At 44.3% G+C, this 15,103-nt stretch carries 15 protein-coding genes; 8 read left to right on the forward strand and 7 right to left on the reverse strand.

The features are described 5' to 3' along the window. Window positions 1–36: 36 nt before the first annotated feature. Window positions 37–486, reverse strand: a complete 450-nt coding sequence (locus tag AB4Z30_RS21865; protein WP_441929566.1) for a hypothetical protein — start codon at window positions 484–486, stop codon at window positions 37–39. Between the two features lie 251 nt (window positions 487–737). On the opposite strand from AB4Z30_RS21865, the gene AB4Z30_RS21870 reads away from it, so the two are divergent. The 3 genes from AB4Z30_RS21870 to AB4Z30_RS21880 all read left to right on the forward strand — a co-directional run bounded on the left by AB4Z30_RS21870 (window position 738) and on the right by AB4Z30_RS21880 (window position 2,654). Next, window positions 738–1,328 carry a hypothetical protein gene (locus AB4Z30_RS21870; RefSeq protein ID WP_441929568.1) on the forward strand — a complete coding sequence of 197 codons (591 nt, stop codon included), beginning with the start codon at window positions 738–740 and terminating at the stop codon, window positions 1,326–1,328. 190 nt (window positions 1,329–1,518) lie between these two features. Continuing rightward, on the forward strand, window positions 1,519–1,797 hold the full coding sequence (locus AB4Z30_RS21875) for a hypothetical protein (RefSeq protein ID WP_441929569.1): 279 nt from the start codon (window positions 1,519–1,521) through the stop codon (window positions 1,795–1,797). Between the two features lie 47 nt (window positions 1,798–1,844). Further along, the gene (locus AB4Z30_RS21880) at window positions 1,845–2,654 is read left to right on the forward strand and encodes a hypothetical protein (RefSeq protein ID WP_441929570.1); all 810 of its coding nucleotides are present in this window, start codon (window positions 1,845–1,847) and stop codon (window positions 2,652–2,654) included. Between the two features lie 111 nt (window positions 2,655–2,765). Here AB4Z30_RS21880 and AB4Z30_RS21885 read toward each other — a convergent pair whose 3' ends face one another. Further along, window positions 2,766–3,311 (reverse strand): isochorismatase family cysteine hydrolase, encoded by a 546-nt coding sequence (locus AB4Z30_RS21885; RefSeq protein ID WP_441929572.1) that lies wholly within the window; start codon window positions 3,309–3,311, stop codon window positions 2,766–2,768. Then, the gene (locus AB4Z30_RS21890; protein WP_441929573.1) at window positions 3,308–3,679 is read right to left on the reverse strand and encodes an iron chaperone; all 372 of its coding nucleotides are present in this window, start codon (window positions 3,677–3,679) and stop codon (window positions 3,308–3,310) included. Before AB4Z30_RS21890 ends, AB4Z30_RS21885 begins: the two co-directional genes overlap by 4 nt. Window positions 3,680–3,873: 194 nt before the next feature. Here AB4Z30_RS21890 and AB4Z30_RS21895 point away from each other — a divergent pair, with 194 nt between their 5' ends. Next, window positions 3,874–4,956 carry a saccharopine dehydrogenase gene (locus AB4Z30_RS21895; RefSeq protein ID WP_441929575.1) on the forward strand — a complete coding sequence of 361 codons (1,083 nt, stop codon included), beginning with the start codon at window positions 3,874–3,876 and terminating at the stop codon, window positions 4,954–4,956. A 1-nt stretch (window position 4,957) separates the two neighbouring features. Here AB4Z30_RS21895 and AB4Z30_RS21900 read toward each other — a convergent pair whose 3' ends face one another. Next, window positions 4,958–5,617 carry a M48 family metallopeptidase gene (locus AB4Z30_RS21900; protein ID WP_441929649.1) on the reverse strand — a complete coding sequence of 220 codons (660 nt, stop codon included), beginning with the start codon at window positions 5,615–5,617 and terminating at the stop codon, window positions 4,958–4,960. Between the two features lie 164 nt (window positions 5,618–5,781). Between AB4Z30_RS21900 and AB4Z30_RS21905 the strand changes: the two genes are divergently transcribed. Then, window positions 5,782–6,540, forward strand: coding sequence for a GNAT family N-acetyltransferase (locus tag AB4Z30_RS21905; protein WP_441929577.1), 759 nt, complete (start codon window positions 5,782–5,784; stop codon window positions 6,538–6,540). 422 nt (window positions 6,541–6,962) lie between these two features. Further along, a complete protein-coding gene (locus AB4Z30_RS21910) occupies window positions 6,963–9,467 on the forward strand; it encodes a transglutaminase domain-containing protein (protein ID WP_441929578.1) in 2,505 nt (834 codons plus the stop codon). Between the two features lie 190 nt (window positions 9,468–9,657). On the opposite strand, the gene AB4Z30_RS21915 is transcribed toward AB4Z30_RS21910, so the two are convergent. Both AB4Z30_RS21915 and AB4Z30_RS21920 read right to left on the reverse strand, forming a co-directional pair. Continuing rightward, a complete protein-coding gene (locus tag AB4Z30_RS21915) occupies window positions 9,658–10,560 on the reverse strand; it encodes an SDR family oxidoreductase (RefSeq protein WP_441929579.1) in 903 nt (300 codons plus the stop codon). Window positions 10,561–10,788: 228 nt separating this feature from the next. Further along, window positions 10,789–12,165, reverse strand: coding sequence for an amino acid permease (locus AB4Z30_RS21920; protein ID WP_441929580.1), 1,377 nt, complete (start codon window positions 12,163–12,165; stop codon window positions 10,789–10,791). Between the two features lie 303 nt (window positions 12,166–12,468). On the opposite strand from AB4Z30_RS21920, the gene AB4Z30_RS21925 reads away from it, so the two are divergent. Then, complete coding sequence (locus AB4Z30_RS21925; RefSeq protein ID WP_441929581.1) at window positions 12,469–12,837, forward strand: DUF6713 family protein; 369 nt, start codon at window positions 12,469–12,471, stop codon at window positions 12,835–12,837. Window positions 12,838–12,865: 28 nt separating this feature from the next. After that, entirely contained in the window at window positions 12,866–13,858 is a 993-nt protein-coding gene (locus tag AB4Z30_RS21930; RefSeq protein ID WP_441929582.1) for a DUF4003 family protein, read from the forward strand. A gap of 144 nt (window positions 13,859–14,002) precedes the next feature. Here the strand turns inward: AB4Z30_RS21930 and AB4Z30_RS21935 are convergent, their stop codons facing one another. Next, window positions 14,003–15,043, reverse strand: a complete 1,041-nt coding sequence (locus AB4Z30_RS21935) for a phosphotransferase enzyme family protein (RefSeq protein WP_441929583.1) — start codon at window positions 15,041–15,043, stop codon at window positions 14,003–14,005. Window positions 15,044–15,103: the final 60 nt, after the last annotated feature.

Raw genomic sequence — 15,103 nt, forward strand, 5'->3', positions numbered from 1 at the left:
TTTTTGGTGATGTTTATTACTCGGATGGGCATTCCTCTACAGCGTCGTCACTTCAGCCAATTCAAAATACCACTCCAGGAAGGCATTGAAATCCGCCCATTGCGGCTTGCTCTCTCCGTTCAGGAAACGTTCAATCGACTCGCCGAGTTCAACCAGCACAACTTCGCCTGTCTGGCGATTATAGAAAAAACCACCTTCCCCTTCAAAGCTGTCCAGCGGAATGTAAGCCTCAGGCAATCCAAGTGTAAGTTGAGAAATGTGCATATCCTGCAGATATACCGTATTCTCGATCACCCAACAGATCTGATATAACTCCTGATGCCTGCTATAAAACGTCGGCCCATCCTCTGCATTTAGGTAGAATTGTGCAAAATCCGAGTTCAAGTCGACATCCAGCTTACGCAGTGCTTCCTCGTATTCAGCCGGTACATCTTCATGCCACCAGCCTTTCACACGGCAATGTTCAATGACTTTTGTGGATAACATCACAAGCCCCCCCCTAATCCATGTTATACGTCGTTAAATATTCATTCTGACCCCAACGTTTCTCTATTTAGAGAGTAGCATGATTCTAGAGAGCTGCACAAATAAATCGGAATAAGACTTATGAAACCAGGAGCCTCAGAGCTTTTAAGAGAGTTGGAATTAGAGATAAAGCTATAAACTAGATCATATTGGTGAAACTTTCCTCTTAGATCACCGTCTTAATAAAGGAATACACCTCAAAGGAGATGACTATGCGAATAAGCTGCAGCCCCGGTTTTCCCGGAAGTATGATCGGTTCTATTGATCTGAGACCAACGGAGAGCAACCCGAGAAGTCAAATTACAGAGCATGTTGATCCGGAACTCATTGCGATCCCTTATATCACTGATCCCGACTTCGGATCACACTTTGATGTAATGAAGATGATGAAGGGTACATATAAGGAAGAGTTTCACGAGAGCTATGACGTGGAGTTTACCATCGATGTAGATAAAAAAGGTTATATCACACAGTGGGAGCATACCTTCCAGTTAGAGCGTTACTTGGACTTGATCCGAACGCAGTCATATCGTGTCATTCAGACGAACTGGCGCGGACAGTCCTTTCACGTGATGACTTACAGTTATATGGAAGAAGTCATTAACCCAAACAATGTTATTTTCCGATGTACGAATGCAGGGGATGTCTTCGTTGTCGCTGAGCTTGTTCGTTTTCGTGAAGGTAGTGATATTGAACTGAAAGGCCCTCCTTCCCTTCACTTCCGCGCATTGATATCAGCAAGAGATGATCTGTATCCCATTGATTATATGTGCCAACCGGATTTCGATCTGAATCTGGACTGAACCAATTCGATATGAAAGTTATAAAAGAGGAACATACGTTATCCTGTATCCAAGGGTAGCCTATGTCCTTTTTTTCGTGCCGTTCTAAATTTCACCTTAAGCAAAATCACCGAAACAGACGATACATATACATAAAGTTACATTTGCATTTGTTTTAGGTGCGCGAAGATGAGAGGAGTTTTACAATAATATGATAGGTACAAAAATGAAAATCAGCTCATTGCTTGCACTGCCACTCGCTGGCCTGTTATTGCTTCTGGGCGGAACGCAAACTGCTCATGCAGAACAGATCGATAGCTTGCTTCCCGAGCGTAGTCAGCAAGAAATCGACCAAAAGCGGAATCAATGGATGAGGGTTGATCAAACGCTCCCTATGTTTACCGAAACACCTTCCACCGTTTTCCCTTATTCTGCTGGCTTGCTCAATGAGAGATATCTGGATCAGGGTTTGAATGCTGCCAACCTTTAGGACTAGCTGCCCATCAAGAGGAAGAGCGAACTCGTTTTTATAGCAGCATGCAGGTTTTTGACCAAAGCAGAACTCAAGTTACACCATATAACTACAGCCTTTTTCCCAATCAAGGCGCATTCCCGATCGAAGCCTTCAACGTGTCGCAGGCTTGGTCTGCACAGTTGAATCCGGATGTTTTTGCCAAACCGTCAAATTCGGACGTTCAGGTAGAACTTACACGGATCTCTGATCAGAAAACATGGAACTTCGGTACCAAGACCTCTGCCAGCAGTGACCCTTCAAAGACCTTTTTCAACGTCAATACCGATGGTTACGGGTATAACTATGCCGTCATTTTCCGCCCGGATAACTTAAATTCTCTGAAAGATGGAGATACATTTAACGTTCGAATTACCGGATTGAAGAAAAAAGATGGTTCCAACGCGGACATCGTTTATAAAACTCAATTTTTCACGATTAGCCCCTCCGCAGAGGAACCCGTGACCGATCCACAGAATCCTGGAACGCAGCCCCAAGATCCCGGAACACAGCCTCAGGAACCGGATACCGGTAATGAGGTCGTTCTTGATGATCGTCATGTGCAATTCGAATATACAGAAGATCGCACCTTGAACGTACGAGGAACACTTACAGCATATGTGGGTCAAACGTTCTCCTTTCAGATTCATGGCCCGTCACCAGAAGAAAAACATATTCGTACCGAGACCGTCACCGTCGATGCCAATGGCCGTTTCAATCTAACGGTTCGCAATCTCGGCGTGTCCGACCTGAACATCTACCTGCAGGTGAGCCCCTATTTTATGTATCTGATTCCTGCGGCCAGCAACTCCGATGTTACCTATTACTTTGAGTAGAAACAGTTGGGGAAAGAGCAGGCATCAAAAAAATCCGGATGAATCATCATCCGGATTTTTTATACATTGGTTTAGCCAGAAACGAAGTGGCGTCCATATTATAAGCACGTTCTACTTTTCAGCACCCTGGCAGTACACTTCACTAAATTCATCTGTATATAAAACTTCTATGCATCCTGACCAATTGAGAATCGAACCGATAAAATCGGGTATATCCAGCCCCTTCATGTCATACGTCTCTTCTGTATTCACCGTACCGGCCGCATCTTCAATCAGTGTCACTTTAAAACCCTCATGTTCAGCAGTGATCGCTGTAAAAAGGCAACAATACTCCATGTTAAAGCCAACAATGAATACATGCTCAACCTGCTGATCGCATAGCCATTTTTTCAATTCTCTATTACTGAAAGCACTCGGTTTGTTCTTTTCCAGAACAAGATGTTGCTTCGTATCCACAACAATTTCCAGATGATCTGCTTTCCCGCGGTAGAGTGAGGACTCTTCATGCTGCTCATCAATATGTTTAGTAAAAACCATGGGCCAATTCATCTTCTCAAAAGTCGCCATGACCGATTCGATCTTTGATACGGTTGCCGATACATCTCGTTGAATGGTAAGTCCTCGCTGGACATCAAGTACAATTAGACCTTTATTCATCTCTGACTCTTCCCCACATTCTCCTTCACTCTGAATTCAACAATCTCGCGTATCAAATTCTCTGGTAACGGCTCATCCAGTGGAAACTGAACCGATCCCTTCGCTCCTTTATATCTGGAGAGTTGTTCCTTGAACGCCAGTATACCACTGGGTGCAGGATAAAAGCCGATGTGTTTCGTGTATGCGGCAAAATGAACCAGATTCCCATGCTGCGCATATGTAGGCATTTTGTAACTGATCTTTTCTTCAGCGAGCGGAGCCGCATCACGGATGATTTGCCTTAACATCTGTAACTTCAATTGTACATCCGTTGGAAATGCATCAATATATTCATCCACCAGCACCGAATACTGCCTATTTTGATCCATCTTGCACTCCTTCCACCACGTATGTTTTAGTGCGGTTCGCGGCGAGTAATATTGGCTCTATTGTACTTCATATTCATGGAAGAACAACAACTGTTTTCCTTTGAGAAAAAGAATATATTTGATTTTATGGAGAGATTACCATACAATACGTTTAAATGTTCGAACATTTAAACATTTAATGGAGGCTTACATTAATGACAAACACAAGCAGGACGATTCTTATCGCGGGCGGTTACGGCGCAGTTGGTGCACAGATTGCCCGCATTTTGCATGACAGGCATCCCGATCTGGAACTGTTACTCGGAGGTCGTTCATCTGGCAAAACCACTCCTTTCGCTTCAGACCGCGTTCGAACGGTCATTGTGGATACTGCTGCACCTGACCCTCTGATCCACGTTCAGGAGAACCTGTTTCTAATTATTAATGCTGTGAATGATTTGCAGGATCGATTGCTCATATCTGCCATTCGGCGAGGCATCCCGCTCATTGACGTGACACGCTGGACAGAAGTATTTCATCAGGCACATCGTTCGGCAAAACAAGAAGAACTACGCTCCCCTGTTATTTTATCTTCTGGCTGGATGGGCGGAACAGCTTCCTTGTTTGCGATGATGCTCGCAGAGAACCTGGATCATGTGGAGATGAATATCAGTGCCTTATATTCGCTCCGGGACAAAGCAGGGCCTGATTCCGTTACTTTTATGGATCGGATGAGCATTCCTTTTCAGATCACCGAATTGAATACTCAGCGTGAGGTCTATCCAATGACTGATCCGCTTCATGTCACTTTTCCTGGAGGATACAGAACGCAATGTTACAGACTGGATACACCCGATCACGTTACGCTCCCGCAGCAGAGCCACATCGATGCTTCCAGCTTCCGCATTGCCTTTGATCATAAACTATCCACCTACGCACTTGCAGGCATGGTAAAAACCGGAATCTGGAAAATGATTAGTGGTGAGCGGTTTACGCCCATCAGACGTAAGTTGCTCTATAACCCGGGAAATGGTGGGGCTCATCATCTCGTCATTGAACTGAATGGTGTGGATAACTCAGGTAAACAGGTGAAGCGCAGGTTAACCGTCTCTGATCCCCAGGGACAGTCCCATCTCACAGCACTCGGTGCTGCTATTCAAGCGGATAAGCTGCTTCGCTTGCCTGCTGACAAGTCGATGGCTGCAGGCATTTATTATCCTGAGCATTGGCTGGATCACCATACGGATCGGGATGCCGCTGTACAATTTTACACGGAACATGGTGTTCGACTCGGTTAACCTACAACGTCATGGCTCGGCCATTGCGCATGAGATAATCTTCTTTTTCCTTGTAATCCGGCATAATACTACCTACCCGCCGCCAGAACGAGCGGTCATGATTCATATGATGAATATGGCACAGCTCATGGATAATGACATAATCAATAACTTCTGGCGGTGCCATGGCAAGGCGGTAATTAAACATCAGCTTTTTGTCCCAGCTGCAGCTCCCCCATTTCGTGGGAGAGTCTACGATGTCGATAGACTTCGGCTTCACCTTCAGTTCCTGCTGATAACGTGTAATTCGTTGCCCTATCATGCGTTTGCATTCGGCAAAATAGAACTTTTTCAGATTCACACGTAGCTCCTCTTCCGTAAATCCCTCTACCGGAATTAAATCATGTAAGGCATGGGATTTGCCAAAGAGCAGGAATGCTCCCTTGCCCTCTTTCTCGTATTCCTTAGCCTGGGGACCGTCCAGCACCTGCTGCATTCGGGCAGATTTTTGTATAATCTCAGCTCCATACTGCATAACCAGCTGCCGAATCACTTCCTCACTTGTACCGTTCGGCGCCTTAACCGTGACCATGTAGGGCAAGTCCATGGTGACGGAGGCTTTTTTTCGTTTGCCTAATTCAATATGACATGTAATCATTTGTCCCTGAATCTCGATGTTAATCATGTTTGATGTACTCCGTTCCCATAAATTGAGCTCTTTGTTGATTATACCATTCAGATGGATAACATCCGAATAATCTACATTGAATTTTTATACACTTTTATGTATTATTATTTAATCGGATTATTATATCGTCTGTATCCTATGTTAGGAGGATAAGCCACATGTATGCAACAGAAAACAAACTTCGTCTGATCGAAGAACTAACTCTCAACCACTGGCAACCTTTATCAACCTCACTGTATGACGGTTGGGTACTACGTTTTGCCAAAGGATATTCGAAACGTGCCAACTCTGTTCAACCGATTTACGCTTCTACTCTGGATGTGCATGAAAAGATTGAGGTTTGTGAAAATATCTACACGTCGAACCAGTTAAATACCATTTTTAAAATTACACCGTTCATTCAGCCACACGAGTTGGATCAACTTCTACAGGATAAAGGTTATGTCGTTGTGGATCGAACCCTTGTCCAACTTCGAGAACTTCAGAATCTGAAAGTTCCTGAACATCTGGAAGTGCACATTGAAGAGCAGCTAACGGACAGATGGTTAAGTCATTTTTGCCGTTTGAATGAGGCCAACGAAGAATCCAGCGGAACCATGACACAGATGTTACTCAATGTCCGTGCAAAGACGGGATTCATCACATTGTCTGTCGACGGCTGTATAGTGGCTTGTGGGTTGGGTGTGGTTGAGCGTGGATTCATTGGACTTCATGACATCATTACAGATCCGACCTATCGCAATCGCGGACTGGCGGAACAGATGATTCTGCACCTGCTGCATTGGGGAAAAAGTCATGGTGCTGTTTCAAGTTATCTGCAAGTAGTCGAGGGCAATGCACCCGCACGGCGACTTTATGCAAAATTGGGGTATACCGATGCCTATTCGTATTGGTACAGGGTTAAAAATTATACATAGAGCTTCATCACGCGGTTAATTGCTGCTATAACAAAACAGGCCTCTCTTATAATAATAAGAAAAGCCTGTTTTTACTTATTACTTTTTAGTTGTTGGTTATAACATTCCGTTTCGTGTTGCGTTCCCATTGTTTCCAACGCACATATACCTTATTGCCTTAAGCAATCATGTAAGGTGCATCCTCCAAAGTTATTCTCTACCCTTAGTTATATCCACTACGATTGAACCATTCTATCATCGTTTCTATATAAAAAATGGCGTACCACTCTACTTATGTATAGGTCTACGAACCCCCTTACATACCTTGACAATAAGTAGATATGACCATAAACTAGCAAAGGTATTAGGAAATTACTAGGAGGATCAAGCGGTAGGAGGATTGAAAATAAGTTTTACCTAGAATAAGTAGAAAGCGGTGTACCATGAAACGACTATTTTTTATAATGTTTGCACTTACCTTGCTGCTGGCTGGATGCCAGAGTAATGATCAGGAAAGCAGCCCATCCGATAATAAATCGACTGAACCCAAGCAAGGCTCCAGCATTTTAAGTCTGAAAGAGAAGTATGGCACAGCCTCGGAAAAAGCAATTATGCCCATGTACAATGTTGCACAGGATGAAACATTCACCTTTAAGTTTAAAGGCGATTTAAGCAAAATTGATTATTATTCCAATGATATTATCTCAGTACATACCGATATTAAAGGCCTCAAAGCCAGTAAAGTAAGGTGGTTGGTAGATTATAAAGATAATAGTGTCTCCGTAAAACCAATGGGCTGGGGTGTTCTAAGTTCCGATTCCATGCGTACCAAGGGGCAAAGTAGTTGGGGTGGTGCTCCAATCTATTATATTCGCCTGAACTATGATCCGGATGCAGAGAATCCCACTTTGCTTGATGAACCCATCATTATACCTTTCACAGTAAAGTCCGAACTTCCGGTACCTAAACTGAGATATGAGATTGACAAAGACAGACGTTTCAAGCTGGTCTGGGATAAGGTAGAAGGTGCAACCGGGTATAAGATATACAACCGTAAAGATTATCGAGGTAATATTTTTGATAATACAAATCTTCCTCTCCCAGGGGCTGAGAGTGCTTATGATGACACTACTCCTTTATTTGTCACAACAACAAACGAAACGACCTTTAACGATTTCATGAAGGATGGACGTGGTGGACTGGGATTTTATGATGATATCATTACATCACATCAAAACCTCGGACTCAACGGAGAATACTACATTACCGCAATCGGGGACGGCAAAGAATCTAATTTTAGTAACGGAGTGGCTACTGCCCCACTAGCAACCCAATTACCATCTGCTACGAAAGAACAACTCTATCTCAACAAACTAAAAAACGTGAACGAACTGCCTCAGAAAATAACAGTAGAGTACAATGACGGCTCATTGGCCCGTGAAACGCTTGTCTACGATACGGCTAATGTAAAGATTTCAGAGTTTAATGAAACTGAAATTCCTTTTCACGTCAAGGGATCGGCACTTAAAAGTTATGTCCGCGTAGAGAACGTTACTCAGGAAGATCTGGATAAATTGACACAGCAACGTGTCGCCGATTCCAGTAACGGATTCGTAGAACCTAAAAACAATACACCTTATGTACCTGCACCGGATGTACCGACCATTATTAACAACAATGATACACCACCAGTGGTAGAAGAAAAATCGGACTCAGCCTCTGCATCAGAGAACAATGATACTACCAGCGGCGAAGCTACCGATCAAACGGCAAGTGAATCTGCGAGCGATCCCTCGAAAGAGACATCTGCTCCTGAATCAGATACAGATGCAGGTGCAGAAGCAGATACAGACTCTCTGCAAAACCTTATAGATGAGCAGAAGTCTAATACCGAGCAAAATGTGGAACAAGGCAATGAGGAGATCGTGCCCGAGCCAGCTACTGGTGATGAATTCATTAACGCAGATTCTGCGCTGGAAGAAGTATTGGCTAAAAATATGATTGCCGCTCAGGACAGCATCTCGCTGAAGGCTTTTCCTGAAGCACAAAATTTCACAACACTCTCGGATGTTGTCTTGAAAGTCATGTACCAGAATCCACTGATTCTTGGGGTAGAAGGCTTCGAATATAACTACGGCACACTAACCCTTTCGATCCATTACAAAGAGACGGCTGCAGGCATTCAGAGTAAACAAAACGAAATTATTGCCAAAGCCAAAGAGGTTGTTGCCTCTATTATTAAACAAGGCATGAGCGAGGACGAGAAACGCAAAGCCATCTACGATTATTTGAACGACAATGCGAAATATGACGATGCTGCACTCGAAAATGCAGAGCAAAACAACTTTAAACACGTCGATTCACAATTTAACGACTCCTTTACCACCTATGGTATTCTAGTTAAAGGTGTGGGCGTATGCGCAAGTTATGCTTCTGTATACAAGTTACTTTCGGATCTGTCCGGCTTGGAGAGTATCGTGGTTACGGGAGCCTCTAGCGGCGTACCTCATGCATGGAACAAGGTGAAAATCGGAGACGAGTGGTTAAACGTGGATGCAACCAATAATTTGACCAACTCCGGAATTCCATATTTCTTGTACAACGCCAATGATGAGACAGCTGCAAGTCAGAAAACGATCGCGGACAAAGACTACTGGCTGGATTCTGAACTTGGATTGTTCAAAGGCGAAAGTGACGCCAATGATTATTATGTACAGAACAAACTTGAAGTCGATTCAATTAACGATTATAAGAGCAAGGCCGAGGCACATCTGAAAAATGGAGAGACATCTGTCATTCTTCGTTTTGCCAAACCGGTTGACTCTGACGAACTGATGACAGCAGCAGGTGAAGCATTGACTGCTGTAAATGAAGCCCTACTGGATAATGCACAGCTTGCCACACTAGGTAGCTATGTCATACTGGAAACCAAGTCAGAACAGAACTAAACACGCATTCATTGCTTCATGAATAGCATAATGTCTGGAGCATACCTCGCTCAGGACATGCATAAGGGACAAAGCAGCGGAATGACTGCTTTGTCCCTTTTTCTTGACAATAACAAGATAACGTAACCCGTAGAAAAGTTGATGAGGCTGCCAACAGCCAACCCCCATCCATAATCCCGTGAATGAAGGCTTATGGACTAACCGTACCACCATTGGCATTCAAGGTCTCTCCGCTCACATAGCTTGACTCCTGACTGGCCAGAAATACGTACGCCGGAGCCATCTCGACAGGCTGTCCTGCCCGGCCGAGCGGTGTATTGTTGCCGAATTCAGCCAGTTTCTCTACAGGCTGCCCACCAACAATCTGTAATGGTGTCCACACTGGCCCTGGCGCGACAACATTCACACGAATTCCTTTGCTGCCGACTTGCTGGGCGAGAGCTTTACTAAAGGTATTAATGGATGCTTTTGTTGTTGCATAATCCAGTAGAATCGGTGATGGCTTATACGCCTGAATGGATGACGTGTTGATGATTGAGCCGCCTGCCTTCATATGTTTGACCGCTGCTTTGTTAAGCCAAAACATGGAATACACATTTGTTTTGAACGTAGCATCGAATTGTTCTGTCGTTAGATCTTCGATCTGCTCAACGAACTGCTGTTTTCCCGCCACATTAGCCAGAATATCAATGCCACCGAGTTCTTTGACTGCCGTTTCAATCAGTTGTTCACAGTACTTCTCATCCTTCAGGTCGCCCGGGATGGCAATAGCTCTTCGGCCAGCTTCCTCAATCAATTGCACGACTTCCTTGGCGTCCGCTTCCTCTTCAGGCAGATAGGAGAGTACAACATCCGCTCCTTCACGTGCATAAGCAATTGCCGCCGCCCGGCCAATCCCGCTATCCGCACCGGTAACAACCGCTTTACGCCCTGTAAGACGGCCGCTGCCTTTATACGTTTTTTCACCGCAATCCGGAACAGGAGTCATCTCACGCTGCAATCCCGGCTCATCCTGCTGTTGTTTCCACTCTGGAGTTGCCTTCGGATATTGTGTCGTTGGATCTTGAATCGAATGCTGATCTTGCGTAGCCATGTTTGGTTCCTCCTCGGTTCAAATGTATGTGTTGTGAATTTCATCTGTGTAAAGGTTCACTCTTTCCTTTGTAACCGAGTTGCCCGGTATTTAAACTGAAAAAAGCACTCCTTCAACATACGGACTCTTTGCGAGTCACCGGATATGTTCAAGAAGTGCATCATCATTGCTGCTATACAGCCAGCTTTATTATTGTTTAAACGGATTAACTACAGATGTAATTATTGTTTATTTGGGATCGTTAGCTTTGGTCTGACGGCCGCCGATGCCAAATACATAATAACCAACCACTACAATCGCCATAAACGTCGCACCCACAATCAGCGGAAGACGTGTATCCGGATTAAAGGCCATACCGATAATGACTAGAATCAGATACACAATAATGATGTAATTGCTGATCGGGAACCATTTGGACTTGAAGTTATGCTCCGCAAGTTCCTTTCCCCAGCGCTTTCTGAATTTGAACTGACTGAACGCCAGTGCAAACCAAGGCACCATTCCCGGCAATACACTTGCACTGTAGATGTACAGGAACAGCTTCGAATCCGGCATCAGATAGTTGAGTACGACCCCAATAAGAAGCAAAGAGATCGTTACTACGATACTGTTACGGGGAACCCCGCCTTTGGAAAGCTTTTTGAAAAAGGCAGGTGCTTGTCCGTTCTCTGCGAGCGTATATAACATCCGGCCTGCGCTGTAGATCCCGCTGTTACATCCCGACATCGCTGCTGTCAGCACCACGAAGTTAATAATGCCCGCCGCCGCAACAATGCCGACTTTGGCAAAGGTAAGTACAAATGGACTTCCGGTTTCCCCTACCTCGTTCCACGGATACAACGTAACGATCACAAATATCGCACCTACGTAGAAAATGAGAATACGCCACACAATATTTTTGATCGCTTTGCGCAGTGTATGTTTCGGATTTTCTGCTTCTCCGGCCGTAATTCCGACCATCTCAACGCCCTGATAGGCAGCTGTTACGATACACAGCGCAAAGAGAAATCCTTTAATGCCTCCGGGGAAGAAGCCTCCATGACTAATCAGATTAGACAAACCGATCGGTTGTCCACCATTACCCCATCCGAAGAAAATAAGACCTGTTCCGATAACAATCATAGCCACAATTGCGGTTACCTTGATCATCGCAAACCAGAACTCGAATTCGCCATAGAACTTAACTGCTGCTAGATTGGCAGCCGCGATAATGAATACCCCGATGAGCGCAGGAATCCACTGTGGAATATCCGGGAACCAATACCCCACATAAATCCCGATTGCCGTAACTTCGGCCATACCCACCGTAACCCACAGGAACCAGTAACTCCAGGCCGTGAGGAACCCGGCAAGCGGGCTGATATATTTGTGAGCAAATGTTGCAAACGAACCGGTCACCGGCTCCTGAATCAACATCTCCCCCATAATGCGCATGACAAAAAAGATGATTATTCCGGCCAGTAAATAAGCCAGTAGCACAGATGGCCCTGCCCATTTGATCGTGCTTGCCGATCCCATGAACAACCCGACGCCAATCGTACCGCCGAGCGCAATCAGCTCAACATGGCGAGGTTTCAGCCCTCTCGATAGTTCTTTTGATTCCAAGTGATTCTCCCCTTTTCTAAAATACAGCTTCCAATTGTCATTTCACTTCAATCCGCTTGCATTAACGCAATGCAGAATTACTTCATCAAATTGTACGAGATGTAAAGCAGAAATACAATATGGATTATGAGGAAGTAAGTACTCACAGGTACATATGTCAAAATTTGCTCAAATCTTCAATCATTTCTTTGTGATACGAGTAGCACTTTTATTCATGTTACCGGAACTTTTACAGTGGAAGTCACGTATGATTTTTATGCCCTTTACCAACCGATCCATGAAAATTAAAATAGGAGGATAAAGATGCCAAGCTTGTTATTGATCTTATTTCTGTTTAACCTTTCCCTGTTTCTACTGCATGAGATGGATGCGATCCGACGGTCCGAATGGAAATTGTTTATCGTATTAAAAGATATGGAAGCAGAAAAAGCATATACATATTTCACATGGATTCATCTTCCATTGTATACGATCATCTTCTCACTTCTTTTCAGTTCCTATCAGACCATAACATTCTGGGTACTAGATGTATTTTTTATCATACATACCGTGTTACACTTCTTTTTCGAAAAACATCCTCAGAATGAATTTAAAAATAGGTTCTCCAGATCATTAATCTATCCAATAGGATGCATTGCACTGATTCATTTAATATTCCTTATGTTGAAATAAATATTACTAATCATTAGGAGGGTTGCACATGCAACCACAACTGCTGGAAAAAGCCGAATTATTCGTTTCTAACACCCTGAGTCTCAAGAAACCATTCAAATGGCAGCACCCGATCATGCGTCGTCTGGCAGCCCTGCTCTATGTGGTGGAGAATAAAAGAATAGATTCTGAAGCCATTCTGCAAAGTACTGAATTGATGAAGCAGCATACCCAACGTTTCTCTGCATTTAGAGGCCCTTCTTCCTTTCATTTTGCAGCTATGCTTTCTCTGACAACGGATCAGCTTACAAGACTGCAACATACGATTCAAGTCCATGATTTGATGAAAGAAATCAAGTTCCGCAACTCCGATTACCTGGTGATGGCGGCCTATCAGATCGCTGCTCAAGTGTCGCCTGATCAATTTCAGCATACCGTGGCACGTGCCAAAGCATTCTATGACCGTATGAAAAAAGAGCATCCCTTCCTCACAGGACATGATGACTATATTTTCACAGCGATGTTAGCCCTCTCCGATTTGGATGTGGACTACGCTGTAGTACGCATGGAACAGCTCTATCAGGAGTTGAAACCTAACTTTTCTGCGAAAAACAGCGTGCAAACCTTAACACAGATCCTCGTTATCGGGGATGGCGGATCTCAGGTCAGTGGACGTTTGCTGGCTTTAAGCGAGGCTTTCCGTTCAAGGAATCTTCGGATGGATAAAACGTACACATTACCTTCACTCGCACTATTTGCACTATTTCCAGCAGAGATCAACTCGCTGGCAGATCAGGTTATTGAGACATATGACTGGTTAAGAAGTCAAGAGGGTTTTGGGGCTTGGTCCATAAACAAACAGGAGTTGCTGCTGTTCTCGTCTGCATTGACTGCACTTCAACATATGGAGAGTCTACAGAATGACATCCTCACATCTTCCATGTCCACAACGATTACCAACATTATCGTCGCTCAGCAAGCCGCCATGTCGGCAGCAGCCGCTGCAGCAGCCGCGACCGCTGCCTCTTCCGCTCAATCGTAGATGATATAGGTAGCGCAAAAATGATTATTGCTATAATAATTGATCATATCAAGCACCACCAGGTAAATAAAAAACGATTATGCGAGTAAACCCGCATAATCGTTTTTTAAGGACAGTTCCTTTTTATTTCATATGAATTAGTTCCTACACAATATCTTTATCACGAAACTCCTCAATAAAATCATTAAGCCAATCCTCGCCGTAATCCAGCGCGCCCATATCACTATCAATAAAGGCCACATCCAGACCCATCACCCAGAACCTGCGAGCGATAATAAACAGGTCGACCGCCTGTTCATCTGCATCTGTAAAGCTCCGAACCGAGCGATAGCCTTTCATCAATGCATTCCATAACTGCTGCTTCTGCTCCGAATCACCCGACTGCCGTTTCCGAATCTTCACTTGAGCCAGATCATACGCACGCCATCCCGGAGCAGCCCATTCGAAATCATAATGGATGAAGCGTTCTTGCTGCTCAAACACATTGTTGTTTCCATGCATATCGCCATGATACAAACCATAATCCAGCCCGGTACTGGAGACGGTAAAAATCTTTTCTTTTAAAACGTTAGCAAACGTTTGCAGAAATGTTGCTTCCTCACCATCCTCTCCGATGTAACGCAGAATTCGTTCAAGAGGCTCATCGATGAGAAATTTCGTATCTAGCTTAAACCTTGCATGTACTGACTCCAACCCCTTTACTGACGCTGACACTTGTTCTCGCTCTGGTCCCAGATCAATCTGATCCATAGCCTGGTGCAGTTCAGCAGCAGATCGGCCAAAAGCGTAGCAGGAATCCTCATCCTCCAGATTATTTTCTGTTCCATCAATATAGTGAAAGAGCACAGCTGCCCGTTTTCCTTCAGCCGCATCCAGCATCGTATACCCAGTCTGATCTTTCGTTGGGATAAAGCCTCCAACCTCTGTATGCGTACTCGAACCGAGACCTTCTTTTAGTGCAGTCAGAATACTCAGTTCGTAAAGAACATCCACTTCTGCCACCTCAGTACGATATACACGCAATATATAAGTTCCTGTGCTTGTACGTACCCGATAAGTATCATTTAAACCTCGCAGCCAAAACCTGCATTCTTCCCACGTTCCGATATCATAATGTGCTTGTAATGCCCACTCCAGATATGCCGGGCTGAGCACCGAACGTAAAGCCGTTGGTTGATTAAACATAATCAAGTTCCTTCCTGTCTGATATGTAATGAATATACTTAATATATACCATATAGGAAT

Origin of the sequence: Paenibacillus sp. 2TAF8 (assembly GCF_052114825.1) — a bacterium.
Taxonomy (GTDB): Bacteria; Bacillota; Bacilli; order Paenibacillales; family Paenibacillaceae; genus Paenibacillus.

Excerpts from the sequence above, each read along its gene's own strand:
- AB4Z30_RS21885 (WP_441929572.1), bottom strand. The coding sequence starts at position 3,311 with ATGAATAAAGGTCTAATTGTACTTGATGTCCAGCGAGGACTTACCATT.
- AB4Z30_RS21930 (WP_441929582.1), top strand. The coding sequence starts at position 12,866 with ATGCAACCACAACTGCTGGAAAAAGCCGAATTATTCGTTTCTAACACC.
- AB4Z30_RS21895 (WP_441929575.1), top strand. The coding sequence starts at position 3,874 with ATGACAAACACAAGCAGGACGATTCTTATCGCGGGCGGTTACGGCGCA.
- AB4Z30_RS21875 (WP_441929569.1), top strand. The coding sequence starts at position 1,519 with ATGATAGGTACAAAAATGAAAATCAGCTCATTGCTTGCACTGCCACTC.
- AB4Z30_RS21935 (WP_441929583.1), bottom strand. The coding sequence starts at position 15,043 with ATGTTTAATCAACCAACGGCTTTACGTTCGGTGCTCAGCCCGGCATAT.
- AB4Z30_RS21910 (WP_441929578.1), top strand. The coding sequence starts at position 6,963 with ATGAAACGACTATTTTTTATAATGTTTGCACTTACCTTGCTGCTGGCT.
- AB4Z30_RS21865 (WP_441929566.1), bottom strand. The coding sequence starts at position 486 with ATGTTATCCACAAAAGTCATTGAACATTGCCGTGTGAAAGGCTGGTGG.
- AB4Z30_RS21890 (WP_441929573.1), bottom strand. The coding sequence starts at position 3,679 with ATGGATCAAAATAGGCAGTATTCGGTGCTGGTGGATGAATATATTGAT.
- AB4Z30_RS21915 (WP_441929579.1), bottom strand. The coding sequence starts at position 10,560 with ATGGCTACGCAAGATCAGCATTCGATTCAAGATCCAACGACACAATAT.
- AB4Z30_RS21905 (WP_441929577.1), top strand. The coding sequence starts at position 5,782 with ATGTATGCAACAGAAAACAAACTTCGTCTGATCGAAGAACTAACTCTC.
- AB4Z30_RS21925 (WP_441929581.1), top strand. The coding sequence starts at position 12,469 with ATGCCAAGCTTGTTATTGATCTTATTTCTGTTTAACCTTTCCCTGTTT.
- AB4Z30_RS21880 (WP_441929570.1), top strand. The coding sequence starts at position 1,845 with ATGCAGGTTTTTGACCAAAGCAGAACTCAAGTTACACCATATAACTAC.
- AB4Z30_RS21870 (WP_441929568.1), top strand. The coding sequence starts at position 738 with ATGCGAATAAGCTGCAGCCCCGGTTTTCCCGGAAGTATGATCGGTTCT.